Consider the following 24,255-nt stretch of genomic DNA (forward strand, 5'->3'; position numbering starts at 1 on the left):
CGGCATTTTCCTCAGAGAGTTCACGTATTTATAGATAGTAACCAATATAAAGAAATATCATGATCTATAATATCGTAATCTATTTCGTCCTTTGGGGCATAGCCGTCGCCAGCTTGTTTAATGAAAAGGTGCGCAAGATGTGGCGTGGCGAGCGTGAGGCTTTCAAGATATTAAAGCAGAAGGTGGATCCCAATGCCAAGTACATCTGGTTTCATGCGGCTTCGCTCGGCGAGTTTGAGCAGGGACGACCATTGATGGAGCAAATCCGCAAGGATTATCCTCAGTATAAGATTTTGCTCACCTTCTATTCTCCTTCGGGTTATGAGGTGCGCAAGAACTATGAGGGGGCTGATATCATCTGCTACATGCCTGTGGATACCCGCCTGAATGCCATCCGATTCCTTCGTCTGGTACATCCGGTGATGGCTTTCTTCATCAAGTATGAATTCTGGTCTAACTTCCTTCATATCCTGAAGCATCGCAATATTCCTACCTATAGTGTGAGCAGCATCTTCCGTGAGGATCAGGTGTTCTTCAAGTGGTATGGCAGAAGCTATGCGAATGTTCTGAAATGCTTCACCCGTTTCTTCGTGCAGAACGAGGAGAGCAAGCGATTGCTCGAAAGCATCGGTATCAAGGAGGTGGATGTGGTAGGCGATACCCGTTTCGACCGTGTGCTCCAGATTAAGCAGGCGGCTAAACATCTGCCTATCTGCGAGGCTTTCAGAAGTGGGGTGGCGACGTCGGAAGGAAATGCTTCGGCTTCTTCTGATTCTTCTTCGGAGAATGCTGTTCATCATCCTGACTATAAGGTGTTCGTTGCTGGTAGTTCCTGGCCTCCTGATGAGGAAATCTTTATCCGCTTCTTCAATGAGCATAAGGACTGGCGACTGCTGATTGCACCTCATGTGATTGCTGAGGAACATCTGAAGTTGATTCTTTCTCTCTTGAATGATAAGAAGGTAGTGCGCTATACGCAGACTACGCCAGAAGAAGCAGCCAAGGCTGATGTGCTGATTATCGATTGCTTCGGATTGCTGAGCAGCATGTATAATTATGGTGATGTGGCTTATATCGGCGGTGGTTTCGGTGTGGGTATTCATAATACCCTGGAGGCTGCTGTATGGAATATGCCGGTAATCTTTGGTCCGAACAATAAGAAATTCCAGGAAGCTCAGGGCTTGCTGAAGTCGGGTGGCGGTTTTGAAATCAATACCTATGAGGACTTCGATGGGCTGATGAGTTCCATGATGAACGATGAGGCTTTCCTGAAGCAGGCTGGCGATAAGGCAGGAGCTTTCGTAGCGAGTCTTTCGGGTGCCACCGGTAAGGTTTTGGCAAAGATTGAATTATAGTTAATAAAAGGATTACATTATATAATATATAGTATCTTATATATAAAAATAAAAGGTCTCATGGTTTTCAAAATCCATGAGACCTTTTTTTGATGTTTGGCATAGAATTCCATTTGTTTCATTCCATGCTTGTATTATGCTTTTCCTATTTGATGATGCGGTAGTAATCCTCCTTGCGAGGCTTCACGGTGTGAGGATGAGCTGAAGCATAACCCAATGCCAGGGCACCTACACCCATCAGACCTTCCGGGAGATTCCAATCCTTCATCAGCTTCTTGCCTTCTTCTGAAGCGAACATGCCGTCTTCACGGTTGATCCAGCAGGAAGAAAGACCGATAGAGTGGGCGGCAAGCATCATGTTGCCCAAGATGAGGCTGCCATCCTTTACTCCGTTCACATTGCTTTCAGGAGCCAGGACGATGACGATGGTTGGTGCTCCATAGTAAGGATCGCTCTCTACGCCCATGATGTCTGCGTTCATCTTGCGGAGCTGTGCGCAAACCTCAGGGTTCTGAACGGCAATGATGAAAGGCTCCTGGGTACCATGACCTGTTGCTGCCCATGTGCCGGCCTCCAATACAGTCTTCAATTCTTCGTCGGTAATCTGGTCAGCCTTGAAGCGACGAATGCTTCTTCTCTCCTTGATGGCTTTTAAAACTTCATTTTCCATGTTATCTTGTTTTAAACATTGTATTTAGAAATCTTTTCTCTTTCTTTTCTCTTTTATGCAGGGCATCCGCTCAAATCCTCTTCATCCATATACTGGCTGAGAACTCGTGCGATGCGAATCAACCCCTGCATCAGGGTCTTGCGAGGACAGGCGATGTTGAGGCGCAGGTAGCCCTGACCAGCCTTTCTTCCATACATCGTACCGCTGTTGACGAACACCTTGCCGTCATTCATCAGCTTTTCGTAAGCCTCGTCGCTTGATAACTCGAATGGCAGGATGTCGAGCCAAACCAGATAAGTGCCCTCAAGACGGGTAACGCGAACCTGCGGCAACTCAGAATTGAAGAATTCCTTTACTGCCTGATAGTTCTCGTAGAGATACTGGTTCAGTTCGTCGAGCCATTCCTCACCCTCGTTGTAGGCAGCCTGGAGAGCGATGACACCGAATGGATTAACATCACATACTTCGTTGATGTTGATGGCACGGTTGATGCGGCGGCGCAATGCTGCATCCGGACAGATGATGTTGGCAATCTGGAGTCCGGCAATATTGAATGACTTTGATGGTGAGTTCAGTACCACACAGTTGTCGCGGCAAGCTTCGCTGATGCTTGCAAATGGAGTATACTGGTAGCCTGGCATGATGAGTTCGCAATGGATTTCATCTGCGATGACCTTTACTCCGTGCTTGAGACAGATGTCGTTCATTCGCTCCAGTTCCTCTTTCTTCCATACTCTTCCAGCTGGGTTGTGAGGATTGCAGAGGATGAAGGCGGTGGTCTTCTCGTCGGCACACTTGCGCTCGAAATCCTCGAAATCGATTTCGTAGGTGCAGTTGCCTACACGTTTCAATTCATTTTCCACTACTTCGCAGCCGCTGTTCTTGATGCAGGAGAAGAAGCAGTTGTACACAGGAGTCTGCACCAAAACCTTCTCGCCTGGCATGCAGATTGCCTTCAGGCAGCAGGAGATGGCTGGCACTACGCCCGAAGTATAGAGAATCCAGTCTTTCTCGATGTTCCACTGGTGGCGGCGTGCGAACCAGCTGACGATTGCCTCGTAATAAGAATCCGGTACGAGGGTGTAGCCGAAGATGCCGTGAGCCACGCGCTTCTGCAGGGCTTCGATGATGCAGGGAGCAGTCTGGAAATCCATGTCTGCTACCCACATCGGAATAACGCCGTCTTCCTTTACCAGATCCCATTTGTAGGAATTGGTACCGCGGCGTTCGATGATTTCATCAAAATTGTATTTCATATTTTATTATCTATCTATGCTATTTCTTCATTGCCCATAGGATAAATCTCTTTTTCCCTATTTGAAATCTCTGTTCAGCGACCTTGAATGTATATTCAACGACGCTGAACGTACATTCAACGACGTTGAACCGCCGTTCAGCGTCGTTGAACGGAGATTTCTCTTAATACTACGAACATTTTTCCTTAAAGGCAATGCTTATTTTGTTTAAGGGAATACAGAATCGCAATGAATGCTTCTGCTATTTCGAATGGTCGATGATTTCACATGCTCCCTTAGGTGCCTTGGCAAACTCAGTGTAGGTTACGCTTCCCACTTCGTCTGCCTCGATTCTTCCGGAAATAGGGTTCTTGATATTGGTAATAGCTCCCTTGATGTGCGCATCGATAATGGTACAATCTTCAAAGGCACGGTCGCATTCCTTGTCAAAGGTGCAATCCTCCAATGTCACATGATCCATATAGCAGAGAGGCTGCTCGCCGCTGATGTGGCAACGCACCAGCTTGATGTTCTTGCTGTGCCAGGCGAGATATTCGCCATTCAGTTCTGAATCATAAACCGTCACATTCTCGCACTCCCAGAAACTGTCCTTAGTCGTAATCTTGGCATTGTGAATCTCCACGTTGCTGCAGTATTGGAATACATACTTGGAGTCGCTCTCCAATCCATCTACATAGATATTCTTGGAGAACATGAATGGATAGGTGCCGTCGTGGAGCTTTACGTTCTTCAGTTTCAGACCATCTACCTTCCAGAAAGTCTCGTCAGCATCGGTGAGGTTCACATTCTCCAGTTCCAGGTTCTTCATTTCGCGGAAGAATTTTGGACCATCGATGGTACAGTCCTTCATTACCATATTATCACTATACCAGATGGCAGAACGGCTTTCTGGAGCGAAGTAGCAGTCTGTGATAAGGGAACCGTCCACATGCCACCAAGGGTATTTGCCATAAAACTTGGAGTTATGGCATTCAATGTTCTTGCAGCACTTGATGCCCGATTCGCCATCTGTAATCGTAATATCTTCCAGGCGTACGTCATGCGCACCAAAAAGAGGGCGTTCGCCGCCGAATGATTTGTTCTTTATCAGTTCCATATTTTCTTTTATCCTTTCTTGATTATTATTTCTGTTTGCAAAAATACAAAAATAATGCCAAAGTCGTATAACCTACTCTACTGAAAAATGTAACTATTTGGCGTATTTGCCTAGAATAGGGCATTTGGGATGGATGAGAAATCAAAAAAAGGCTGAATCATGAAGCATTTTCACGATTCAGCCCTTATCGAGTTAACTTCTAAAAATCCGAAGTGGAGAATTACAAGTTAGGGTTCATCTCTTTCCACTCAGCTACTGGAGGAACGATGCCAAGCTCTACGATCTCATCGCGCATCTTGCAAAGGTGCTCGTAAGACTTAGCGAGGCTAGCGAGCTCTTCTTCTGTACCTGTAGGCTCTGTGAAGTGAACACCAGTCTTGTCGATAGTAGTAGGCATAGCCATCATTACGTTCTTGAAGCCGCACTTGTCGCACTTAACGTAGCAACCTGCTGGCAATGTGAACTTCTCGCCACCCATAGCAGCCTCGATCATCTTAACAGCGTTGTAAGCTGGGCTCTGGAATGAAGAACGGCCACGGAGCTTGATGATGTTAGAACCACCCTGTACTGTGTGGTGCTTGATCTCCTCCCAACGCTCGTCAGAAAGACCCATCTCAGACAATGGCTTGCCGTCAACCTTAACCTGAGAAGCGAATACTGCCATCTGCTCGCCGTGACCACCGTAAGTGTGAGCACCAGTAACCTTATCCTGCTGTACACCGAACTCGAGAGCCAAAGCCTGCTGCAAACGGGTAGAGTCGAGAGCAGCGAGTGAAGTCAACTGATTTGGCTTCAAACCAGAGTGGATGAGGGCTGTCAAAGCTGTAACGTCTGCTGGGTTGAAGATAACAACTACGTGCTCAACCTCTGGGCAGTACTTCTTGATGTTGTCACCGAACTCAGCGGCGATCTTGCAGTTACCCTTGAGGAGGTCCTCACGAGTCATACCCTCCTTACGAGGAGCACCACCAGAAGAGATAATATATTTAGCACCAGTGAAAGCCTCCTCAGGATTTACTGTATAAGTAACGTTTACGCCTGGGAATGCGCACTGCTGAATCTCATCGAATACACCATGTACACCTGGCTCGAAGATATCATAAAGACAGATGTTTGGAGTAAGACCGAGCATCAAAGCGCTCTGTACCATGTTAGAACCGATCATACCGCCTGCACCGACGATAACGAGTTTGTCATTTGTTAAAAATTCCATAACTACAATATTTTATTAAAGATGTTTATAAATTTCTTGTCTATTGGGCTGCAAGCTCTTGCAGCTTTTGTTTTGTGGAAAGTCATCGGATAAAAAGACCGTAAATCTCGCTCTTTTGGCTTTCCGACCGCAAAATTACTAAAAAGTAATGTAAAACGTGCATTTATTTCCGCTTAAATTTGTGATTAATTCTTAAAATTCGTATCTTTGTAATCTCTAACTAGCAAAATGCCATATTTATTTCTCTTTCCAGGGGAATTTATGGCTATAAAAATGAAATGTATAATATAATAATGTGTACTCATGAACAATATTAATCAAAGATTGGCAAGCTTGAGGGAAGTGATGAAGCGCGAACATCTTGCTGCGTTCATCTTCCCTAGTACGGATGCTCACCAGAGTGAGTATGTGGCAGACCATTGGTTGGGTAGGGCTTGGATTTCAGGCTTCAACGGTTCGGCAGGAACTGCTGTGGTTACCATGACTTCTGCTGCGCTGTGGACCGACTCCCGCTATTTCCTTGCGGCAGAAGAACAGTTGCATGGAACTGAGTTCCAGTTGATGAAGCTGAGAATTCCGGGAACTCCTTCTATTGCTGAGTGGCTGGGAAAGGAGTTGGCTGATGTTGCTTCTCCTGAAGTGGGATTGGATGGATGGGTGAATTCCTATGCAGCAACCTCTAGCTTGATTTCAGATTTGCGCAAGGCAGGAGGTATCACGATGCGTACTAACCTGGATCCTTTGGCGGAAATATGGAAAGACCGTCCTTCTATTCCTGAGAATCCGGTAGAAATTCAGCCTTTGGAATATGCAGGCGAAGATGCAACTTCTAAAATCCAGCGCATCAGAAAGGCTTTGAGAACTTATCATGCTGACGGCATGCTGGTTTCCGCCTTGGATGACATCGCATGGACCTTGAACCTGCGTGGCACGGATGTGCATTGTAATCCTGTGTTTGTTAGCTATCTCCTGATAGCGTCCGATAAGGTGTCTCTTTTTGTGGATGAGGCTAAGGTGAGCGCCGAGGTGCGTGCTTATCTGGAGGCTCATGGTGTATCCCTATATAATTATAATAAGGTGGAAGATGGGTTGAAGGAGTATTCGGAGTATAATATTCTTTTGGATGGCAACGAAACAAGTTATTATCTCTGGAAGACGGTGAAGTGCCAGGAAATAGTGGCTAAGACTTCTCCTATCCCGGCAATGAAGGCTGTGAAGTGCGAGGCTGAAATTGCGGGCTATCGCAGAGCGATGCTTCGTGATGGCGTAGCCATGGTTAAATTCCTGAAATGGCTGGTTCCGGCTGTTGAGGCTGGAGGACAGACGGAGATGTCTATCGATAGAAAGTTGACCTCCTTGCGTGCAGAGCAGGAGCAGTTCCGTGATATTTCCTTTGATACGATTGCGGGATACCAGGCTCATGGTGCCATCGTTCATTATGAAGCTTCAGCCGAAACGGATGCACCGCTGAAGCCGGAAGGACTTTTGCTCTTGGATTCGGGTGCTCAATATCAGGATGGAACCACGGATATTACCCGCACCATAGCCCTGGGACCGGTGACAGAGGAAATGAAGCATATCTATACCCTGGTTCTCAAGGGACACATACAGCTGGAATTGGCAAAGTTCCCTGATGGCGCTTCCGGAACCCAGCTCGATGCACTGGCAAGAGAGTGTATGTGGAGAGAAGGACTCAACTTCCTGCATGGCACGGGACATGGAGTAGGTTCTTATCTGAATGTGCATGAGGGACCTCATCAGGTGAGAATGGAATATATGCCAGCTCCGCTTCGTGCCGGTATGACTGTGACGGATGAACCTGGTCTTTATCTGGCAGGCAAGTTTGGTGTGAGAATAGAGAACACCCTGTTGATTAAGGACTATATGGAGACGGAGTTCGGTAAATTCCTGCAGATGGAATCTCTTACGCTCTGTCCGATAGATACAGCCCCTATTGACGTGGATATGCTGCTTCCTGAAGAATTGAACTGGCTGAACAGCTATCATGCTGAAGTTTATGCAAAATTGGCTCCTTATCTTGATGAAGAAGAGCAAATTTGGCTGAAAAATGCGACAAAACTCATAAAATGAAGGGGTTAAAGCAAAAAAAACGTCTAATTTCTTGGTTATCTGAAAAATAAGATGTAATTTTGCACCCGCAAATTGTGGCAGTATGCCCTTTTCGCTAGAAATAACATAAGTTTAACATAATAAATTAAAAAGCAAAAAAATGATTATTGTACCAGTTAAGGACGGTGAGAACATCGAGAGAGCTCTCAAGAAGTTTAAGAGAAAGTTTGAAAAGACAGGTGTTGTTAAGGAATTGCGTGCTCGTCAGCAGTACGACAAGCCATCTGTTTTGAAGCGTCTCAAGATGGAACACGCCATCTACGTACAGCAGTTGCGCGCTAACGAGGAGTAATTTTCCTCTTTTTTGAGGAATAATATTAAAAAAACCTCAAAAAATTTGGTAGTTTCAAATAATTTTCGTACTTTCGTTGCCGAAAAGAAATAAGTGCAACTAGTATGTTGAATGTAGACAAGTTTTTGGATTACTTGAGTAGCGAACTGAATAGGTCGCAACAGACGGTGGAAAGCTATCGGGATGATTTAAAACACTTCGAGAAGTTTGCCAAAGACTTGTCTGATTCGTTCTCCTGGGAGACCGTTGATTCCGACATGGTTCGGGATTGGATGGAAAGCATGATGGATAAGGGAAATTCAGCAGCCACGGTCAGTAGACGGCTCAGTGCTCTGAAAACTTTCTATCGGTTTGCTCTGGCAAGACGCTATGTTGAGTCAGATCCAGTGTATAGCATCAAGGGGCCCAAGAAGGAAAAGCCACTTCCGCAGTTCGTTAAGGAAAGCGAAATGGATGAACTCCTCGACAGGCAGGCATGGGGCGACGATTATAATAATGTACGTGCGCGTACTATTATAATATTGTTTTATGAAACCGGGATGCGATTATCAGAACTGGTTAATCTGGATGATAAAGATGTGAATTTCGTTACTTCGGAAATCAAGATTACCGGTAAGGGGAACAAGCAACGTATAGTGCCATTCGGCGACGAGCTTAAAAATACTCTTCTTGAGTTTAGACGGCTACGTGATGCAAGTGTGGAAGTGAAGACTCCTGCACTCGTAGTTTCTGATAAAGGAACACGTATGAATCCGTGGAATGTTCAAGATATCGTGAGGAGTAACCTTTCAAGGGTCTGCTCGTTGAAGAAGAAAAGCCCGCATGTGCTGAGACATTCATTTGCTACGGCAATGCTGAATCACCATGTAGGTATTGAAAATTTGAAAAAGCTGCTTGGGCATGCGAGCATCTCGACAACCGAGATTTATACGCATACAACGTTCGAGCAATTAAAACGAGTGTATAATGAAGCCCATCCAAGGGCGTAACCTTTTAAAAATTGGAGGTCACTATGGAAATTAAGATTCAGTCGATTCATTTCGACGCTACCGAGAAGTTACAGGCGTTTATCGAGAAGAAAGTCGCCAAGTTAGAAAAAACTTATGAAGATATACAGAAAGTAGAGGTGCAACTGAAGGTCGTTAAGCCAGCTACTGCTCTTAATAAGGAAGTTCACTTGGAAGTTACGGTCCCAGGAACGACATTGTTCGTTGAGAAGACATGTGATACTTTTGAGGAGGGAATTGACCAGGCAGTGGACTCAATGAAGGTTCAATTGACCAAATTTAAAGAAAAATCAAGAAATAGATAAAAAAATCGCCGAAAAATTTGGTGGATTCAAAAAAATGTAGTATCTTTGCAGCCGTTTTCCGATAGGTCGAAAACTTAGCCGTAATGCGGCTGTGAAGATTGCCTCTTTAGCTCAGTTGGCCAGAGCACGTGATTTGTAATCTCGGGGTCGTTGGTTCGAATCCGACAAGAGGCTCAAAGGAAAAGAAAGTAGGGTGGTTACCAGAGTGGCCAAATGGGGCAGACTGTAAATCTGCTGGCTATGCCTTCGGTGGTTCGAATCCATCACCACCCACTTCCTTGATAAGCGGAAATAGCTCAGTTGATAGAGCACTAGCCTTCCAAGCTGGGGGTCGCGGGTTTGAGCCCCGTTTTCCGCTCAATGTTTTAAATGCTGTAATAGCTCAGTGGTAGAGCACTTCCTTGGTAAGGAAGAGGTCCTGAGTTCAACTCTCAGTTACAGCTCTACTCAAGTCCGAAAGGATGGGTAGAAAAGATTAAAAACAATATATTAATTAATTGATTATTCATTTATATAAATAAAAAGAAAAAGCTATGGCTAAAGAAGAATTCGTGCGTACCAAACCGCATGTAAACATTGGTACAATTGGTCATGTTGACCATGGTAAGACTACTCTTACTGCAGCTATCTCTAAGGTATTGAATGAGAAGCTCGGTACATCTGAGGCAGTTAAGTCATTCGATCAGATTGATAATGCTCCTGAGGAGAAAGAGCGTGGTATCACTATCAACTCTGCTCACATCGAGTATGAGACAGCAAAGCGTCACTATGCACACGTTGACTGTCCTGGACACGCTGACTATGTAAAGAACATGGTTACTGGTGCTGCTCAGATGGATGGTGCTATCTTGGTTTGTGCTGCTACTGATGGTCCTATGCCACAGACACGTGAGCACGTACTTCTTGCACGTCAGGTAAACGTACCTCGCTTGGTTGTTTTCTTGAACAAGTGCGATATGGTTGACGATGAGGAGATGCTTGAGCTCGTTGAGATGGAGCTTCATGAGATCCTCGAGCAGTACGGTTATGAGGAGGATACTCCAATCGTACGCGGTTCTGCTCTCGGCGCTTTGAACGGTGTTGAGAAGTGGGTTAAGTCTGTTGAGCACTTGATGGACGTTGTTGACGAGTGGATTCAGGAGCCTGAGCGTGAGGTTGACAAGCCATTCTTGATGCCTATCGAGGATGTATTCTCAATCACAGGTCGTGGTACTGTTGCTACTGGTCGTATCGAGACTGGTCGTTGCAAGGTAGGTGACGAAGTTCAGTTGCTCGGTCTTGGTGAGGATAAGAAGTCTGTCATCACTGGTGTTGAGATGTTCCGCAAGGTACTCGCTGAGGGTGAGGCAGGTGATAACGTAGGTTTGCTTCTCCGTGGTATTGATAAGGCAGAGGTTAAGCGTGGTATGGTAGTTGTACACCCAGGTGCTATTACTCCTCACGATCACTTCAAGGCTTCTATCTACGTATTGAAGAAGGAAGAGGGTGGTCGTCATACACCATTCGGTAACAAGTATCGTCCTCAGTTCTATCTCCGTACTATGGACTGTACAGGTGAGATCAAGCTTCCAGAGGGAGTTGAGATGGTAATGCCTGGTGATAACGTAGAGATTGAGGTAGAGTTGATCTACAAGGTTGCTTTGAACGAGGGTCTCCGTTTCGCTATCCGTGAGGGTGGTCGTACAGTAGGTTCTGGTCAGATTACATCAATCCTCGACGATATCAAGTAATTTAGAATTTTCTAGATTTACTATATAATGACTTCCGCTTCTGCGGAGGCGGAAGTCAACTTACGGGTTTAGCTCAGTTGGTAGAGCACTGGTCTCCAAAACCAGGTGTCGAGGGTTCGAGCCCTTCAACCCGTGCTAAATAGAAGATAATATGAATAAAATAGTAAGTTATTGCAAGGCATGTTACGATGAACTTGCGCATAAGACTACTTGGCCATCACGTGCCGAACTAACTCATAGTGCAATGGTTGTATTATCTGCTTCCCTAGTCATTGCATTAGTTGTGTTCGCGATGGATTCTGTATTCAAAGCCTTTATGGGTGTAGTTTATCCAGGTTAATTTTTTAAGGAAATGGCAGACACAGGAAATAAATGGTATGTGCTCAAGGCCGCTAGTGGCAAGGAAGCCAAGGTGAAAGAATACATCGAGGCTGAAATGAAGCACAATGATTTACTTGCAGCAAATGTTTCTCAGGTGTTAATTCCACTCGAGAAGCATGCATCTGTACGTAATGGTAAGAGGGTCGTTAAGGAAAAGGTCTCTCTTCCTGGTTACGTTTTTGTTGAGGCAAGACTGAAGGGTGATGTGGCGCATACTTTGCGCTTCATGCCAAATGTTTTGGGTTTCCTTGGAGGATTGGATGAACCGACTCCTGTACCACAGCGCGATATCAATCGCATGTTGGGTTCTGTAGAAGAGACTGAGTTTGAGGAGAATCTCGATTGTCCATACTTGGTTAATGATACAGTCAAGGTGATGGAAGGTCCATTCAGTGGCTTTAGCGGCGTTATCGAAGAGGTTAACTTGGAGAAGCGCAAGCTGAAAGTTACGGTTAAGATCTTTGGACGTAAAACTCCATTGGAATTAGGTTTTATGCAAGTAGAAAAGGAATAGGGTTCTGTTACGAGAACTTGAAGTCCTTTTATAAGTTTCAATTTTAAATATTAACAAAAAAAATGGCTAAAGAAGTTGCTGGATTAATCAAATTACAGATTAAAGGTGGCGCTGCAAATCCTTCACCTCCAGTAGGACCTGCTCTGGGTTCTAAAGGTATTAATATCATGGGATTCTGCAAGGAGTTCAACGCCCGTACCCAGGACAAGGCAGGTAAGGTATTGCCAGTTGTTATTACATACTACACTGACAAGTCGTTCGATTTCGTAATCAAGACTCCACCTGCTGCAGTACAGTTGAAAGAGGCTGCTAAGATCAAGTCAGGTTCTGCTCAGCCTAACCGTCAGAAAGTTGCTACCCTTACTTGGGATCAGGTAAAGGTAATCGCTGAGGACAAGATGAAGGACTTGAACTGCTTTACTGTAGAGTCAGCTATGAAGCTCATCGCTGGTACTGCAAGAAGTATGGGTATTACTGTAAAGGGAGACTTCCCTGGTAAATAATTTAAAACTTCAATTAGAAAAATGAGTAAACTGACAAAAAATCAAAAATCAGTAGCTGATAAGGTTGAAGCAGGGAAGGTGTACACATTGAAGGAAGCTGCAGAGTTGGTAAAGGAAATTACCACTACCAAGTTTGATGCTTCTCTTGATATTGATGTACGCTTAGGTGTTGACCCACGTAAGGCTAACCAGATGGTTCGTGGCGTTGTTTCATTGCCAAACGGTACCGGTAAGGTTACTCGCGTGCTCGCACTCTGTACTCCTGATCAGGAAGCTGCTGCTAAGGAAGCAGGCGCTGACTACGTAGGTCTCGACGAGTATGTTGAGAAGATTAAGGGTGGTTGGACAGATATTGATGTCATCATCACAATGCCATCTTGCATGGGTAAGATTGGTCCTTTGGGTCGTGTTCTCGGTCCTCGTGGATTGATGCCTAACCCTAAGAGCGGCACTGTAACTATGGATGTTGCTAAGGCAGTTAAGGAAGTAAAGCAAGGTAAGATTGACTTTAAGGTTGATAAGGCTGGTATTATCCACACTTCAATCGGTAAGGTTAGCATGACAGCTGAGCAGATCTACGGAAATGCTAAGGAGTTCATCAATACTGTTATCAAGTTGAAGCCTGCTGCTGCTAAAGGTACATATATCAAGAGTATCTTTATTTCAAGCACTATGAGTAAGGGTATCAAGATTGATCCTAAATCAGTTGAATAACTCTAAAAGTTTTGTAAAATGAAGAAAGAAGTTAAAGATACTATCATCACCGAACTTGGACAGAAGCTTCAGGAGTTCCCTCATTTCTATCTTGTAGACGTTACAGGATTGGATGCAGAGAAGACAAGTAATCTTCGTCGCAAGTGTTTCAAGAGTGAGATTAAGATGGTTGTTGTTAAGAATACCTTGCTTCACAAGGCATTCGAGGCTTCAGACATCGATTTCTCTGAGCTTTATGGCAGCTTGAAGGGTACTACAGCAGTTATGTTCACTAACGTAGCTAACGTACCAGCTAAGTTGTTGAAAGAGTACGAGAAGGACGGCGTTCCAGCATTGAAGGCTGCTTATGCAGAGGAAGGTTTCTATGTTGGCGCAGACAAGCTCGCAGAACTTTCAGCAATCAAGAGCAAGAACGAGGTTCTCGCAGAGGTTGTTGCTTTGCTCCAGTCTCCAGCAAAGAACGTTATTTCTGCTCTTCAATCAGGAAGCAACACTATTCACGGTGTGCTTAAGACATTGGGCGAGCGTCCTGAGTAATCAATCACAATGTTATCAAATTTAATAGTATAAACAAAATAAAAATTTAGAATAAAATGGCAGATATCAAAGCTATTGCAGAAGAGTTAGTAAATCTTACTGTTAAGGAAGTTAATGAGTTGGCAACAGTCCTCAAGGACGAGTATGGTATTGAGCCTGCTGCTGCAGCTGTAGCTGTAGCTGCTGGTCCTGCTGCTGGTGGTGCAGCTGCAGCTGAGGAGAAGTCTTCTTTCGACGTAGTCCTCGCTGAGGTTGGTGGCGCTAAGCTCCAGGTTGTTAAGGCTGTTAAGGAGGCTTGCGGTCTCGGTTTGAAAGAGGCTAAGGATCTCGTAGACGGTGCTCCTTCTACAATCAAGGAGGGTGTATCTAAGGACGAGGCTGAGAACCTTAAGAAGGCTATCGAAGAGGCTGGTGCTAAGGTAGAGCTCAAGTAATTAGATTAATTACATCTCTTACATAATGGTTAGGATTCTCCTGGTAGGCGAGTCCTAACCTTTTTGTGTCTTTTATTATCATGTTAATAAAACCCCATTTAATAACTTCTAATGGCTACAAAAATTGTTGATAACAGAGTAAATTTTGCCAGCGTTCATAATCCGTACCCATATCCGGATTTCCTCGATGTGCAGTTAAAGTCTTTTAAGGACTTCTTACAGTTGGATACTCCGCCTGAGGAACGCAAGAATGACGGTTTGTATAAGGTGTTCTCTGAGAACTTCCCTATCACCGATACACGTAACAATTTCGTTCTTGAGTTCTTGGATTACTATATTGACCCTCCTCGCTACACCATCGATGAGTGCCTGGAGCGTGGTCTTACATATAGCGTACCTTTGAAGGCTAAGATGAAGCTGTATTGTACGGATCCTGATCACGAGGATTTCGGTACTTTCATCCAGGATGTGTTCTTGGGTACTATCCCTTACATGACCGCCAATGGTACATTCGTAATCAATGGTGCTGAGCGCGTTGTCGTTTCTCAGTTGCACCGTTCTCCTGGTGTGTTCTTTGGTCAGGGCGTGCATGCGAATGGTACTGTGCTCTATTCAGCACGTATCATCCCATTCAAGGGTAGCTGGATTGAGTTTGCTACTGACATCAATAATGTGATGTATGCTTACATCGACCGTAAGAAGAAGTTGCCTGTTACTACCTTGCTCCGTGCCATCGGTTATGAGCAGGATAAGGATATTCTCCAGATCTTTGACCTCGCTGAGGAGGTGAAGGTGAACAAGAAGAATATGAAGGCTGCCATCGGTCGTAAATTGGCTGCTCGTGTCTTGAAGAGCTGGAATGAGGACTTCGTTGACGAGGATACTGGTGAAGTTGTATCTATCGAGCGTAACGAGGTAATCATGGAGCGTGAGACTGAGCTTACTGCCGATAATATTGAGGAGATTGTTGAGAGTGGTGCTACTACCGTGCTCCTGCATAAGGACGAAGAGGCTGCCAGCAAGTTCACTATCATCTTCAATACTTTGGCTAAAGACCCAAGTAACTCTGAGAAGGAGGCTGTTACTTACATCTATCGTCAGTTGCGTAATGCTGATCCTGCCGATGATGCCAGTGCACGCGAAGTTTTCCAGAACCTCTTCTTCTCTGACAAGCGTTACGATTTGGGTGAGGTAGGTCGCTACCGTATTAATAAGAAATTAGGTCTCGATACCGATATGGATGTCCGCGTATTGACGAAGGACGATATCATCGAGATTATCAAATATTTGATTCAGCTCATCAATTCAAGTGCTACCGTCGACGATATCGACCACTTGTCTAACCGTCGTGTACGCACCGTTGGTGAGCAGTTGGCTAACCAGTTCTCTATTGGTTTGGCACGTATGAGCCGTACCATCCGTGAGCGTATGAATGTTCGCGACAACGAGGTGTTTACTCCAACAGATTTGATCAATGCCAAGACAATCTCTAGCGTTATCAACTCATTCTTTGGTACAAACCCATTGTCACAGTTCATGGACCAGACAAACCCATTGGCTGAGGTAACTCACAAGCGTCGTCTTTCTGCCCTTGGTCCTGGTGGTCTGTCTCGTGAGCGTGCAGGTTTCGAGGTTCGTGACGTTCACTATACCCACTATGGTCGTCTTTGTCCTATCGAGAGTCCTGAAGGTCCTAACATCGGTTTGATTTCTTCACTCTGTATGTATGCAAAGATCAACGACCTCGGTTTCATCGTTACTCCTTACCGTAAGGTTAGCGACAGCACAGTGGATATGGACAACGATGATGTTGTTTATCTGACAGCTGAGGATGAGGAAGCTAAGATCATCGGTCAGGGTAATGCGCCTTTGACAGAGGATGGTGCCTTCATCCGTGACGTCGTTAAGTGCCGTCAGGATGCTGATTATCCAGTGGTTCCACCATCAGACGTTGACTATGTGGATGTTTCTCCACAGCAGATTGCATCTGTTTCTGCAGGTCTGATTCCATTCTTGGAGCACGATGATGGTCACCGTGCGTTGATGGGATGTAACATGATGCGCCAGGCAGTGCCATTGCTTCACAATGATGCACCTATCGTAGGTACCGGTCTTGAGAAGCAGGTATGTGAGGATTCACGTACAATGATTACCGCAGAAGGCGAGGGTGTTATCGAGTATGTTGATGCTACAACCATCCGTATCCTTTATGATCGCACAGAGGATGATGAGTTCGTCAGCTTCGAGCCTGCCTTGAAGGAGTATCGCATTCCTAAGTTCCGTCGTACCAACCAGAATATGACCATCGACTTGCGTCCTATCTGTAACAAGGGTCAGCGCGTTAAGGCTGGTGATATCCTGACAGAGGGTTATGCTACCGAGAACGGTGAGCTGGCTTTGGGTAGAAACTTGCTGGTTGCTTACATTCCTTGGAAGGGTTACAACTATGAGGATGCTGTCGTTATTTCTGAGCGTATGGTTCGTGATGACGTTTTGACCTCAGTTCATGTGGATGAGTATTCTCTCGATGTACGTGAGACAAAGCGTGGTGTAGAGGAGTTCACTTCTGATATTCCTAACGTAAGTGAGGAAGCAACAAAGGATCTCGACGATAACGGTATCGTACGTGTTGGTGCGCGTATTGAGCCAGGCGACATCATGATCGGTAAGATTTCTCCTAAGGGTGAGAGTGATCCTTCTCCAGAAGAGAAGTTGCTCCGTGCCATCTTCGGTGATAAGGCTGGTGATGTGAAGGATTCTTCCTTGAAGGCTAATCCATCATTGAGTGGTGTTGTCATCGACAAGAAGTTGTTCTCTCGTGCCGTTAAGACTCGTGAGTCTAAGAAGCAGGATAAGATTATCCTTGCCAAGATTGATGAGGAGTACGAGGCTAAGGGCGATGACTTGAAGGATATCCTGGTTGATAAGTTGCTCACTCTGACTGAGGACAAGACTTCTCAGGGTGTGAAGGATTACTCAGGTGTTGAAATCATCACTAAGGGTAGCACATTCACAGCAGCAGCTTTGAAAAACTTGGAGTACGATGGTGTTCAGTCTAATGGTTGGACAGATGATGATCATACAAATACTTTGATTCAGCGTCTGATCATGAACTATATCCGCAAGTACAAGCAGCTTGATGCAGAGTTGAAGCGTCGTAAGTTTGCTATTACTATCGGTGACGAGCTTCCTTCTGGTATTCTCCAGATGGCTAAGGTATACATCGCGAAGAAGCGTAAGATCCAAGTAGGTGATAAGCTTGCCGGTCGTCACGGTAACAAGGGTATCGTTTCTAAGGTGGTACGTCTTGAGGATATGCCGTTTATGGCTGATGGTCGCCCTGTAGATATGGTATTGAACCCATTGGGTGTGCCTTCTCGAATGAACCTTGGACAGATCTTCGAGTGTATTCTCGGTGCTGCAGGTAAGAAGTTGGGCGTTAAGTTCGCTACTCCTATCTTTGATGGTGCTAAGTTGGAAGACCTCTCAGAGTGGACAGATAAGGCAGGCTTGCCACGCTTCTGTTCTACTTACCTTTATGATGGTGAGACAGGTGAGCAGTTTGACCAGCCAGCTACCGTAGGTATGACCTACTTCTTGAAGTTAGGTCACATGGTTGAGGATAAGATGCATGCACGTTCTATCGGTCCTTACTCTCTGATTACTCAGCAGCCACTTGGTGGTAAGGCACAGTTTGGTGGTCAGCGATTCGGAGAGATGGAGGTTTGGGCCATCGAGGCATTCGGTGCTAGCCACGTATTGCAGGAGATTCTGACCATTAAGTCGGATGATGTTGTTGGACGTAGCAAGGCATACGAGGCAATTGTTAAGGGCGACCCAATGCCAACACCTGGCATTCCAGAGTCACTCAACGTATTGCTCCACGAGCTTCGCGGCCTTGGCTTGAGCATCAAACTTGATTAATTTTGAGAACCCCTAATTAAGATAAAGAAACATGGCTTTCAAAAAAGATACAAAGGTAAAGAATAATTTTACGAAGATTACCATCGGTCTCGCTTCGCCAGAGGAGATCCTGGAAAATTCGTATGGTGAGGTTACTAAGCCTGAAACCATTAATTATCGTACATATAAGCCGGAACGTGACGGTTTGTTCTGCGAGCGCATTTTTGGTCCTACCAAGGACTACGAGTGCGCCTGCGGAAAGTACAAGCGCATCCGTTATAAGGGAATCGTTTGTGACCGATGCGGTGTTGAGGTTACTGAGAAGAAGGTTCGTCGTGAGCGTTCTGGTCATATCGAACTTGTTGTTCCTGTAGCTCATATCTGGTATTTCCGTTCTCTGCCAAATAAGATTGGTTACCTTTTGGGTATGCCAACCAAGAAGCTTGATGCTGTTATCTACTACGAGAAGTATGTAGTGATTCAGCCAGGTATTCTCGAGGGTAAGGTAGATGCCGACGGTCTTCCTTTGCTTGGTTCTGCCAAGCTTGATCTCTTGTCAGAGGATGAATACATGGACATCCTCGACAAGTATGACCCAAATGGTGACAACGAGAACTTGGATGATTCTGATCCAAACAAGTTCATTGCCAAGATGGGTGCTGAGGCAATCTATCAGTTGTTGCAGAATGTAGACCTCGATTCATTGTCTTACGAGCTTCGCGACCGTGCTAATAACGATTCTAGCCAGCAGCGTAAGACTGAGGCTTTGAAGCGCTTGAATGTAGTAGAGGGCTTCCGTGCCAGCAAGGGTATCAACAAGCCTGAGTGGATGGTGATGAAGATCATCCCTGTTACTCCACCAGAGCTCCGTCCTTTGGTACCACTGGATGGTGGTCGCTTTGCCACATCCGACTTGAACGACCTCTATCGTCGTGTTATTATCCGTAACAACCGTTTGAAGAGATTGGTTGAGATTAAGGCTCCTGAAGTTATTCTCCGTAACGAGAAGCGTATGTTGCAGGAGGCTGTAGACAGTTTGTTCGACAACTCTCGTAAGAGCTCTGCTGTGAAGAGTGAGAGCAATCGTCCATTGAAGTCACTCTCTGACTCTTTGAAGGGTAAGCAGGGTCGCTTCCGTCAGAACCTCTTGGGTAAGCGTGTTGACTATTCTGCTCGTTCGGTTATCGTCGTTGGTCCTGAGCTGAAGATGGGTGAGTGCGGTCTTCCTAAGTTGATGGCTGCAGAGCTTTACAAACCATTTATCATCCGTAAGTTGATTGAGCGTGGTATCGTAAAGACTGTGAAGAGTGCCAAGAAGATTGTGGATCGCCGTGAGCCAGTTATTTGGGATATCCTGGAGAATGTAATGAAGGGTCATCCGGTTATGTTGAACCGTGCCCCTACACTTCACCGTCTCGGTATCCAGGCTTTCCAGCCTAAGATGATTGAGGGTAAGGCTATCCAGTTGCACCCATTGGCATGTACAGCGTTCAACGCCGACTTCGATGGTGACCAGATGGCTGTTCACCTTCCATTGAGCAATGAGGCTATTTTGGAGACTCAGATCCTGATGCTCCAGAGCCACAACATTCTGAACCCTGCTAATGGTGCGCCTATCACCGTTCCTTCTCAGGATATGGTGCTTGGTCTCTACTATATTACTAAGATTCGCCCAGGTGCTAAGGGTGAGGGATTGACATTCTATGGTCCTGAGGAGGCTTTGATTGCCCGTAATGAGGGCCGTTGTGACCTTCACGCTCTGGTAAAGGTTATCGTTGACGACTTGGTTGATGGTAAGATTCAGAAGCGTATGGTCGAGACTTCTGTAGGTCGAGTTATCGTAAATGGTATCATCCCTGATGAGGTGGGCTTCTTCAATGATGTCATCTCTAAGAAGACTCTCCGCGGTTTGATTTCAAATGTTATCAAGGCTGTAGGTATGGCTGAGGCATGTGAGTTCCTCGATGGTATCAAGAACTTGGGTTACCGCATGGCTTACGTGGCAGGTTTGTCATTTAACCTTGGCGATATCATCATCCCACCAGAGAAGGAGACTATCGTTGAGCGTGGCCGCAAGGAGGTTGAGGAAATCACCAACAACTATAACATGGGATTCATCACCAACAAGGAGCGTTACAACCAGGTGATTGATGCGTGGACTCACGTGAACACCGACTTGGGTAACATCTTGATGAAGGAGATGACCGAGGCAGACCAGGGTTTCAATGCCGTTTACATGATGCTTGATTCCGGAGCCCGTGGTTCTAAGGATCAGATTAAGCAGTTGTCTGGTATGCGTGGTTTGATGGCTAAGCCTCAGAAGGCTGGTGCCGAGGGTGCGCAGATTATTGAAAACCCTATCCTTTCTAACTTTAAGGAGGGTATGTCTGTGTTGGAGTACTTTATTGCATCTCACGGTGCTCGTAAGGGTCTTGCTGATACCGCAATGAAGACTGCCGATGCTGGTTACTTGACCCGTCGTCTTGTAGACGTATCACATGACGTGATTATTACTGAAACAGACTGTGGTACATTGCGTGGCTTGGTTTGCACAGCTTTGAAGAATGGTGATGAAATCATCTCTTCTCTCTACGAGCGTATCCTGGGTCGTGTTTCTGTACATGACATCATTCACCCAACTACTGGTGAACTGATCGTTAAGTCGGGTGAGGAAATCACAGAGGCTAAGGCTAAGATGATTGACGAGTCACCTATCGAGAGCGTAGAGATTCGCTCAGTACTTACCTGCGAGAGCAAGAAGGGTGTCTGCATGAAGTGTTACGGTCGTAACTTGGCTACAGCCCGTATGGTTCAGCTTGGTGAGGCTGTGGGTGTCATCGCAGCTCAGGCTATCGGTGAGCCTGGTACTCAGCTTACTCTCCGTACATTCCACGCCGGTGGTATTGCATCTAACGCTGCTGCCAATGCTAAGATTGCAGCGAAGAATAAGTCTCGTATCGAGTTTGATGAGTTGAGCACTGTTCCATTCGTAGAGGAAGATGAGGAAGGCAACGATATCAAGTGTGAGAAGGTAGTAAGCCACTTGGCTGAAATCCGTTTCGTTGATCCTAATACCAATATCATCCTTGCAACGTTGAATGTTCCTTATGGTTCTTCTTTGTATCACAAGGAGGGTGAAGTAGTAGAGAAGGATACTGTGATTGCCCGTTGGGACCCATTCAACGCCGTTATCGTCAGCCAGTATGCTGGTACATTGAAGTTCAATGACGTCCAGAAGGATCAGACCTACCGTGCCGAGGTCGATGAGACTACAGGTTTGGAGGAGAAGATTATCACTGATTCAAAGAACAAGGCAATGGTTCCATCTTGTGATGTAATCGATGCTCATGGTGAGGTAATTGGTACTTACAACTTCCCTGTAGGTGGTCACCTTGTTGTTGAGGATGGTCAGACTATCAAGACAGGTGAGGTGCTTGTTAAGATTCCTCGTGCCGTAGGTGGTGCAGGTGATATCACCGGTGGTCTTCCACGTGTAACCGAGCTTCTTGAGGCTCGTAACCCATCTAACCCTGCTGTCGTATCAGAAATCGATGGTGAGGTAACCATGGGTAAGGTAAAGCGTGGTAACCGTGAAATCATCGTTACCTCAAAGACTGGTGACCAGAAGAAGTATCTCGTATCACTCTCTAAGCAGATTCTGGTACAGGAGCATGATGCCGTTCGTGCTGGTACACCTCTTTCTGATGGTAGCGTAACTCCAGGCGATATCCTCGCTATCATGGGTCCTACCGCAGTTCAGGAGTATATCGTTAACCAGATTCAGGACGTTTATCGTCTCCAGGGTGTGGCTATCAACGATAAGCACTTCGAGGTGGTTGTTCGTCAGATGATGCGTAAGGTTCGTATCGACGATCCAGGTGATACTACATTCCTGGAGCAGGAGTTGGTTGACAAGCTCGACTTCGCAGAGGAGAATGACCGTATCTGGGGTAAGAAGGTTGTTACCAACGCTGGTGACAGTACTGAACTCAAGCCAGGTCAGATTATCACAGCACGCAAGTTGCGTGATGAGAATTCAGCTTTGAAGCGTCGTGACAAGAAACTTGTTCAGGTTCGTGATGCCGTAGCTGCAACATCAACTCAGATTCTTCAGGGTATTACCCGTGCTGCTCTTGGTACTAAGAGCTTCATGAGTGCTGCTTCCTTCCAGGAGACCACTAAGGTCTTGAATGAGGCTGCCATCCGTGGTAAGGTAGATTACCTTGAGGGTATGAAGGAGAATGTAATCTGCGGTCATTTGATTCCTGCAGGTACAGGTCTTCGTCAGTGGGATAAGCTGATTGTAGGCTCTAAGGAAGAATACGAGCGCATGCAGGCTAATAGAAAGACAGTACTCGACTATGGTGATTCACCAATCGTTGATTAATACCATATAGAGTATATATAATAAGGTATAGAGCCATAGGTGATGATTCATCTATGGCTCTTTGCTTTGTAGGCAGTTCTTTGTCTTTTTTGAGTGCTGATTTAAAAATAAGTATGAAATTATTTGTTTTTTTCAGATTTTATGTGTAAATTTGCATCATCAAAAGAAGTTTAACCCTATTAACTTAATATAATTATGGAAGAAAATAAGAATAATCAAGAGCAGAGTCAGTTTCAGATGGGCATCAAGCCAGAGGTTGCAGAAGGCACCTATTCAAATTTGGCTTTGATTACTCACTCAAGTTCTGATTTCATTTTGGATTTTGCATGTGCACTCCCAGGAATGCCACAGCCCCAGATTAAGAGCCGTGTTATCATGGCACCAGAACATGCTAAGCGTCTGCTTCAGGCATTGCAGGGTAATATCTACAATTACGAGCAGACTTTTGGTAAGATTAAGATTGCCGATGAGCAAGAGCGTACCATCGCTCCATTCGGTACTCCAAAAGGTGAGGCTTAATTGATAAAGCATACGTGCTAAGACTAAATTTTCCGCTGAATACTACTTTTTCTTTATAATATTTGTTTTTAATAGTTATATAACGTTAAAACTTGCCTTCCTTTTTCAAAAGTTACTTTTATTATTAGGTAGTTTGCCGAAAAAATCGTAACTTTGCACCCCGAAAGCCCCATAATGTGGTGGCTTATACGGAAATAAGACAATAATAAAAACAAAATAATAAATTAAAAAGTAAAATTATGCCTACTATTTCACAGTTAGTAAGAAAAGGCAGACGAGTTTTGGTAGACAAGAGCAAGTCACCAGCTTTGGATTCATGTCCACAGCGTCGTGGTGTTTGTGTCCGTGTTTACACAACAACTCCTAAGAAGCCTAATTCGGCAATGCGTAAGGTTGCCCGTGTTCGTTTGACAAACTCTAAGGAGGTTAACTCTTACATCCCAGGAGAGGGTCACAACTTGCAGGAGCACTCAATCGTATTGGTTCGTGGTGGTCGTGTTAAGGACCTTCCTGGTGTACGTTATCACATCGTTCGTGGTACTCTTGATACTGCAGGTGTTGCAAACCGTACACAGCGTCGTTCTAAGTACGGTGCTAAGCGTCCAAAGGCTAAGAAGTAATTCCTTCAATCCGGACAAAAATTAAAATCCAAAAACTCACGGTCGGAGAAGGTCGGGAGTTCTAGGTAAAAAAGATTATTTTTTAAACGTTTTGCTGGAGAAGTAACAGGTTGAGTAAATACTCGGGTGCGAGTGTTGAAGAACGATATACAGCCCCATGCAGAATTTAAATTTTTCAATTAAAAATGAGAAAAGCAAAACCAAAGAAGAGAGTGATCCTTCCAGATCCAGTCTTCAACGACCAGAAGGTCTCTAAATTCGTAAATCATTTGATGTATGACGGTAAGAAGAATACATCTTATGAGATTTTCTACAATGCACTCGATACCGTAAAGGCTAAGATGGCTAACGAGGAGAAGTCTGCACTTGAGATTTGGAAGCAGGCTCTCGATAATATTACTCCACAGGTTGAGGTTAAGAGCCGCCGTATCGGTGGTGCAACTTTCCAGGTTCCTACAGAAATTCGTCCTGATCGTAAGGAGAGTATCTCTATGAAGAATCTTATTATCTTCGCTCGTAAGCGCGGTGGTAAGACTATGGCAGATAAGCTCGCAGCAGAGATTATGGATGCTTATAACAATCAGGGTGGCGCTTTCAAGCGCAAGGAGGATATGCATCGTATGGCTGAGGCTAACCGTGCATTTGCTCACTTCAGATTCTAATTTAACATATAAAATAGGTTTAAAAGA

General features: G+C 45.2%; 21 protein-coding genes and 5 tRNA genes. 22 read left to right on the top strand and 4 right to left on the bottom strand.

The window, feature by feature from the left end:
* Positions 1 to 62 precede the first annotated feature (62 nt).
* A complete protein-coding gene (locus V8Z93_RS04190) occupies positions 63 to 1,355 on the top strand; it encodes a 3-deoxy-D-manno-octulosonic acid transferase (protein WP_439432821.1) in 1,293 nt (430 codons plus the stop codon).
* Between the two features lie 145 nt (positions 1,356 to 1,500).
* On the opposite strand, the gene V8Z93_RS04195 is transcribed toward V8Z93_RS04190, so the two are convergent.
* The 4 genes from V8Z93_RS04195 to V8Z93_RS04210 all read right to left on the bottom strand — a co-directional run bounded on the left by V8Z93_RS04195 (position 1,501) and on the right by V8Z93_RS04210 (position 5,590).
* The gene (locus V8Z93_RS04195) at positions 1,501 to 2,025 is read right to left on the bottom strand and encodes a nitroreductase family protein (RefSeq protein WP_118311611.1); all 525 of its coding nucleotides are present in this window, start codon (positions 2,023 to 2,025) and stop codon (positions 1,501 to 1,503) included.
* A 53-nt stretch (positions 2,026 to 2,078) separates the two neighbouring features.
* Positions 2,079 to 3,281, bottom strand: coding sequence for a MalY/PatB family protein (locus tag V8Z93_RS04200; RefSeq protein ID WP_203041064.1), 1,203 nt, complete (start codon positions 3,279 to 3,281; stop codon positions 2,079 to 2,081).
* 241 nt (positions 3,282 to 3,522) lie between these two features.
* Complete coding sequence (locus tag V8Z93_RS04205) at positions 3,523 to 4,377, bottom strand: DUF3737 family protein (RefSeq protein ID WP_439432493.1); 855 nt, start codon at positions 4,375 to 4,377, stop codon at positions 3,523 to 3,525.
* 220 nt (positions 4,378 to 4,597) lie between these two features.
* Positions 4,598 to 5,590 carry a malate dehydrogenase gene (locus V8Z93_RS04210; RefSeq protein ID WP_203041066.1) on the bottom strand — a complete coding sequence of 331 codons (993 nt, stop codon included), beginning with the start codon at positions 5,588 to 5,590 and terminating at the stop codon, positions 4,598 to 4,600.
* A 303-nt stretch (positions 5,591 to 5,893) separates the two neighbouring features.
* On the opposite strand from V8Z93_RS04210, the gene V8Z93_RS04215 reads away from it, so the two are divergent.
* From V8Z93_RS04215 to rpsG, 21 genes are all read left to right on the top strand, one after another.
* Positions 5,894 to 7,681, top strand: a complete 1,788-nt coding sequence (locus V8Z93_RS04215) for an aminopeptidase P family protein (protein ID WP_439432494.1) — start codon at positions 5,894 to 5,896, stop codon at positions 7,679 to 7,681.
* Positions 7,682 to 7,820: 139 nt separating this feature from the next.
* Positions 7,821 to 8,012 carry a 30S ribosomal protein S21 gene (gene rpsU / locus V8Z93_RS04220; RefSeq protein ID WP_006848852.1) on the top strand — a complete coding sequence of 64 codons (192 nt, stop codon included), beginning with the start codon at positions 7,821 to 7,823 and terminating at the stop codon, positions 8,010 to 8,012.
* Between the two features lie 104 nt (positions 8,013 to 8,116).
* Positions 8,117 to 9,001, top strand: coding sequence for a tyrosine-type recombinase/integrase (locus tag V8Z93_RS04225; protein WP_439432495.1), 885 nt, complete (start codon positions 8,117 to 8,119; stop codon positions 8,999 to 9,001).
* A 23-nt stretch (positions 9,002 to 9,024) separates the two neighbouring features.
* Positions 9,025 to 9,324 carry a ribosome hibernation-promoting factor, HPF/YfiA family gene (gene hpf / locus V8Z93_RS04230; protein WP_203041069.1) on the top strand — a complete coding sequence of 100 codons (300 nt, stop codon included), beginning with the start codon at positions 9,025 to 9,027 and terminating at the stop codon, positions 9,322 to 9,324.
* A 100-nt stretch (positions 9,325 to 9,424) separates the two neighbouring features.
* Positions 9,425 to 9,498: transfer RNA gene (locus V8Z93_RS04235), tRNA-Thr, on the top strand.
* Between the two features lie 17 nt (positions 9,499 to 9,515).
* Positions 9,516 to 9,597: transfer RNA gene (locus V8Z93_RS04240), tRNA-Tyr, on the top strand.
* A gap of 12 nt (positions 9,598 to 9,609) precedes the next feature.
* Positions 9,610 to 9,682: transfer RNA gene (locus tag V8Z93_RS04245), tRNA-Gly, on the top strand.
* Between the two features lie 13 nt (positions 9,683 to 9,695).
* Positions 9,696 to 9,767: transfer RNA gene (locus tag V8Z93_RS04250), tRNA-Thr, on the top strand.
* Between the two features lie 90 nt (positions 9,768 to 9,857).
* The gene (gene tuf, locus V8Z93_RS04255; protein WP_089543941.1) at positions 9,858 to 11,054 is read left to right on the top strand and encodes an elongation factor Tu; all 1,197 of its coding nucleotides are present in this window, start codon (positions 9,858 to 9,860) and stop codon (positions 11,052 to 11,054) included.
* A 62-nt stretch (positions 11,055 to 11,116) separates the two neighbouring features.
* Positions 11,117 to 11,189, top strand: a tRNA-Trp gene (locus V8Z93_RS04260).
* Positions 11,190 to 11,205: 16 nt separating this feature from the next.
* Positions 11,206 to 11,394 carry a preprotein translocase subunit SecE gene (secE, locus tag V8Z93_RS04265; protein WP_089543940.1) on the top strand — a complete coding sequence of 63 codons (189 nt, stop codon included), beginning with the start codon at positions 11,206 to 11,208 and terminating at the stop codon, positions 11,392 to 11,394.
* Positions 11,395 to 11,406: 12 nt separating this feature from the next.
* Positions 11,407 to 11,949 (top strand): transcription termination/antitermination protein NusG, encoded by a 543-nt coding sequence (gene nusG, locus V8Z93_RS04270; RefSeq protein ID WP_203041070.1) that lies wholly within the window; start codon positions 11,407 to 11,409, stop codon positions 11,947 to 11,949.
* Between the two features lie 62 nt (positions 11,950 to 12,011).
* Positions 12,012 to 12,452, top strand: coding sequence for a 50S ribosomal protein L11 (rplK, locus tag V8Z93_RS04275; protein ID WP_118311603.1), 441 nt, complete (start codon positions 12,012 to 12,014; stop codon positions 12,450 to 12,452).
* Between the two features lie 21 nt (positions 12,453 to 12,473).
* On the top strand, positions 12,474 to 13,166 hold the full coding sequence (gene rplA, locus V8Z93_RS04280) for a 50S ribosomal protein L1 (RefSeq protein WP_439432496.1): 693 nt from the start codon (positions 12,474 to 12,476) through the stop codon (positions 13,164 to 13,166).
* Positions 13,167 to 13,184: 18 nt separating this feature from the next.
* On the top strand, positions 13,185 to 13,703 hold the full coding sequence (gene rplJ, locus V8Z93_RS04285) for a 50S ribosomal protein L10 (RefSeq protein WP_203041072.1): 519 nt from the start codon (positions 13,185 to 13,187) through the stop codon (positions 13,701 to 13,703).
* A 56-nt stretch (positions 13,704 to 13,759) separates the two neighbouring features.
* Entirely contained in the window at positions 13,760 to 14,137 is a 378-nt protein-coding gene (gene rplL / locus V8Z93_RS04290; protein WP_089543935.1) for a 50S ribosomal protein L7/L12, read from the top strand.
* A gap of 111 nt (positions 14,138 to 14,248) precedes the next feature.
* Positions 14,249 to 18,061, top strand: a complete 3,813-nt coding sequence (gene rpoB / locus V8Z93_RS04295; RefSeq protein WP_439432497.1) for a DNA-directed RNA polymerase subunit beta — start codon at positions 14,249 to 14,251, stop codon at positions 18,059 to 18,061.
* Positions 18,062 to 18,092: 31 nt separating this feature from the next.
* Entirely contained in the window at positions 18,093 to 22,427 is a 4,335-nt protein-coding gene (rpoC, locus tag V8Z93_RS04300; RefSeq protein ID WP_203048900.1) for a DNA-directed RNA polymerase subunit beta', read from the top strand.
* A gap of 195 nt (positions 22,428 to 22,622) precedes the next feature.
* The gene (locus V8Z93_RS04305; protein ID WP_203041075.1) at positions 22,623 to 22,946 is read left to right on the top strand and encodes a DUF3467 domain-containing protein; all 324 of its coding nucleotides are present in this window, start codon (positions 22,623 to 22,625) and stop codon (positions 22,944 to 22,946) included.
* A 239-nt stretch (positions 22,947 to 23,185) separates the two neighbouring features.
* A complete protein-coding gene (rpsL, locus tag V8Z93_RS04310) occupies positions 23,186 to 23,566 on the top strand; it encodes a 30S ribosomal protein S12 (protein WP_006848839.1) in 381 nt (126 codons plus the stop codon).
* A gap of 185 nt (positions 23,567 to 23,751) precedes the next feature.
* The gene (gene rpsG, locus V8Z93_RS04315) at positions 23,752 to 24,228 is read left to right on the top strand and encodes a 30S ribosomal protein S7 (RefSeq protein ID WP_022110377.1); all 477 of its coding nucleotides are present in this window, start codon (positions 23,752 to 23,754) and stop codon (positions 24,226 to 24,228) included.
* Positions 24,229 to 24,255 lie beyond the last annotated feature (27 nt).

The sequence above is a fragment of the Segatella copri genome, assembly GCF_051861805.1.
Lineage (GTDB): Bacteria > Bacteroidota > Bacteroidia > Bacteroidales > Bacteroidaceae > Prevotella > Prevotella copri_M.

Bases quoted from the DNA above. Each gene is read 5' to 3' on its own strand.
- rplL (WP_089543935.1), top strand. From the start codon at position 13,760: ATGGCAGATATCAAAGCTATTGCAGAAGAGTTAGTAAATCTTACTGTT.
- rpsU (WP_006848852.1), top strand. From the start codon at position 7,821: ATGATTATTGTACCAGTTAAGGACGGTGAGAACATCGAGAGAGCTCTC.
- V8Z93_RS04195 (WP_118311611.1), bottom strand. From the start codon at position 2,025: ATGGAAAATGAAGTTTTAAAAGCCATCAAGGAGAGAAGAAGCATTCGT.
- rpoC (WP_203048900.1), top strand. From the start codon at position 18,093: ATGGCTTTCAAAAAAGATACAAAGGTAAAGAATAATTTTACGAAGATT.
- rplK (WP_118311603.1), top strand. From the start codon at position 12,012: ATGGCTAAAGAAGTTGCTGGATTAATCAAATTACAGATTAAAGGTGGC.
- nusG (WP_203041070.1), top strand. From the start codon at position 11,407: ATGGCAGACACAGGAAATAAATGGTATGTGCTCAAGGCCGCTAGTGGC.
- rpsL (WP_006848839.1), top strand. From the start codon at position 23,186: ATGCCTACTATTTCACAGTTAGTAAGAAAAGGCAGACGAGTTTTGGTA.
- rpsG (WP_022110377.1), top strand. From the start codon at position 23,752: ATGAGAAAAGCAAAACCAAAGAAGAGAGTGATCCTTCCAGATCCAGTC.
- rplJ (WP_203041072.1), top strand. From the start codon at position 13,185: ATGAAGAAAGAAGTTAAAGATACTATCATCACCGAACTTGGACAGAAG.
- rplA (WP_439432496.1), top strand. From the start codon at position 12,474: ATGAGTAAACTGACAAAAAATCAAAAATCAGTAGCTGATAAGGTTGAA.
- secE (WP_089543940.1), top strand. From the start codon at position 11,206: ATGAATAAAATAGTAAGTTATTGCAAGGCATGTTACGATGAACTTGCG.
- V8Z93_RS04305 (WP_203041075.1), top strand. From the start codon at position 22,623: ATGGAAGAAAATAAGAATAATCAAGAGCAGAGTCAGTTTCAGATGGGC.
- V8Z93_RS04225 (WP_439432495.1), top strand. From the start codon at position 8,117: ATGTTGAATGTAGACAAGTTTTTGGATTACTTGAGTAGCGAACTGAAT.
- tuf (WP_089543941.1), top strand. From the start codon at position 9,858: ATGGCTAAAGAAGAATTCGTGCGTACCAAACCGCATGTAAACATTGGT.
- V8Z93_RS04200 (WP_203041064.1), bottom strand. From the start codon at position 3,281: ATGAAATACAATTTTGATGAAATCATCGAACGCCGCGGTACCAATTCC.
- rpoB (WP_439432497.1), top strand. From the start codon at position 14,249: ATGGCTACAAAAATTGTTGATAACAGAGTAAATTTTGCCAGCGTTCAT.
- hpf (WP_203041069.1), top strand. From the start codon at position 9,025: ATGGAAATTAAGATTCAGTCGATTCATTTCGACGCTACCGAGAAGTTA.
- V8Z93_RS04205 (WP_439432493.1), bottom strand. From the start codon at position 4,377: ATGGAACTGATAAAGAACAAATCATTCGGCGGCGAACGCCCTCTTTTT.
- V8Z93_RS04210 (WP_203041066.1), bottom strand. From the start codon at position 5,590: ATGGAATTTTTAACAAATGACAAACTCGTTATCGTCGGTGCAGGCGGT.
- V8Z93_RS04215 (WP_439432494.1), top strand. From the start codon at position 5,894: ATGAACAATATTAATCAAAGATTGGCAAGCTTGAGGGAAGTGATGAAG.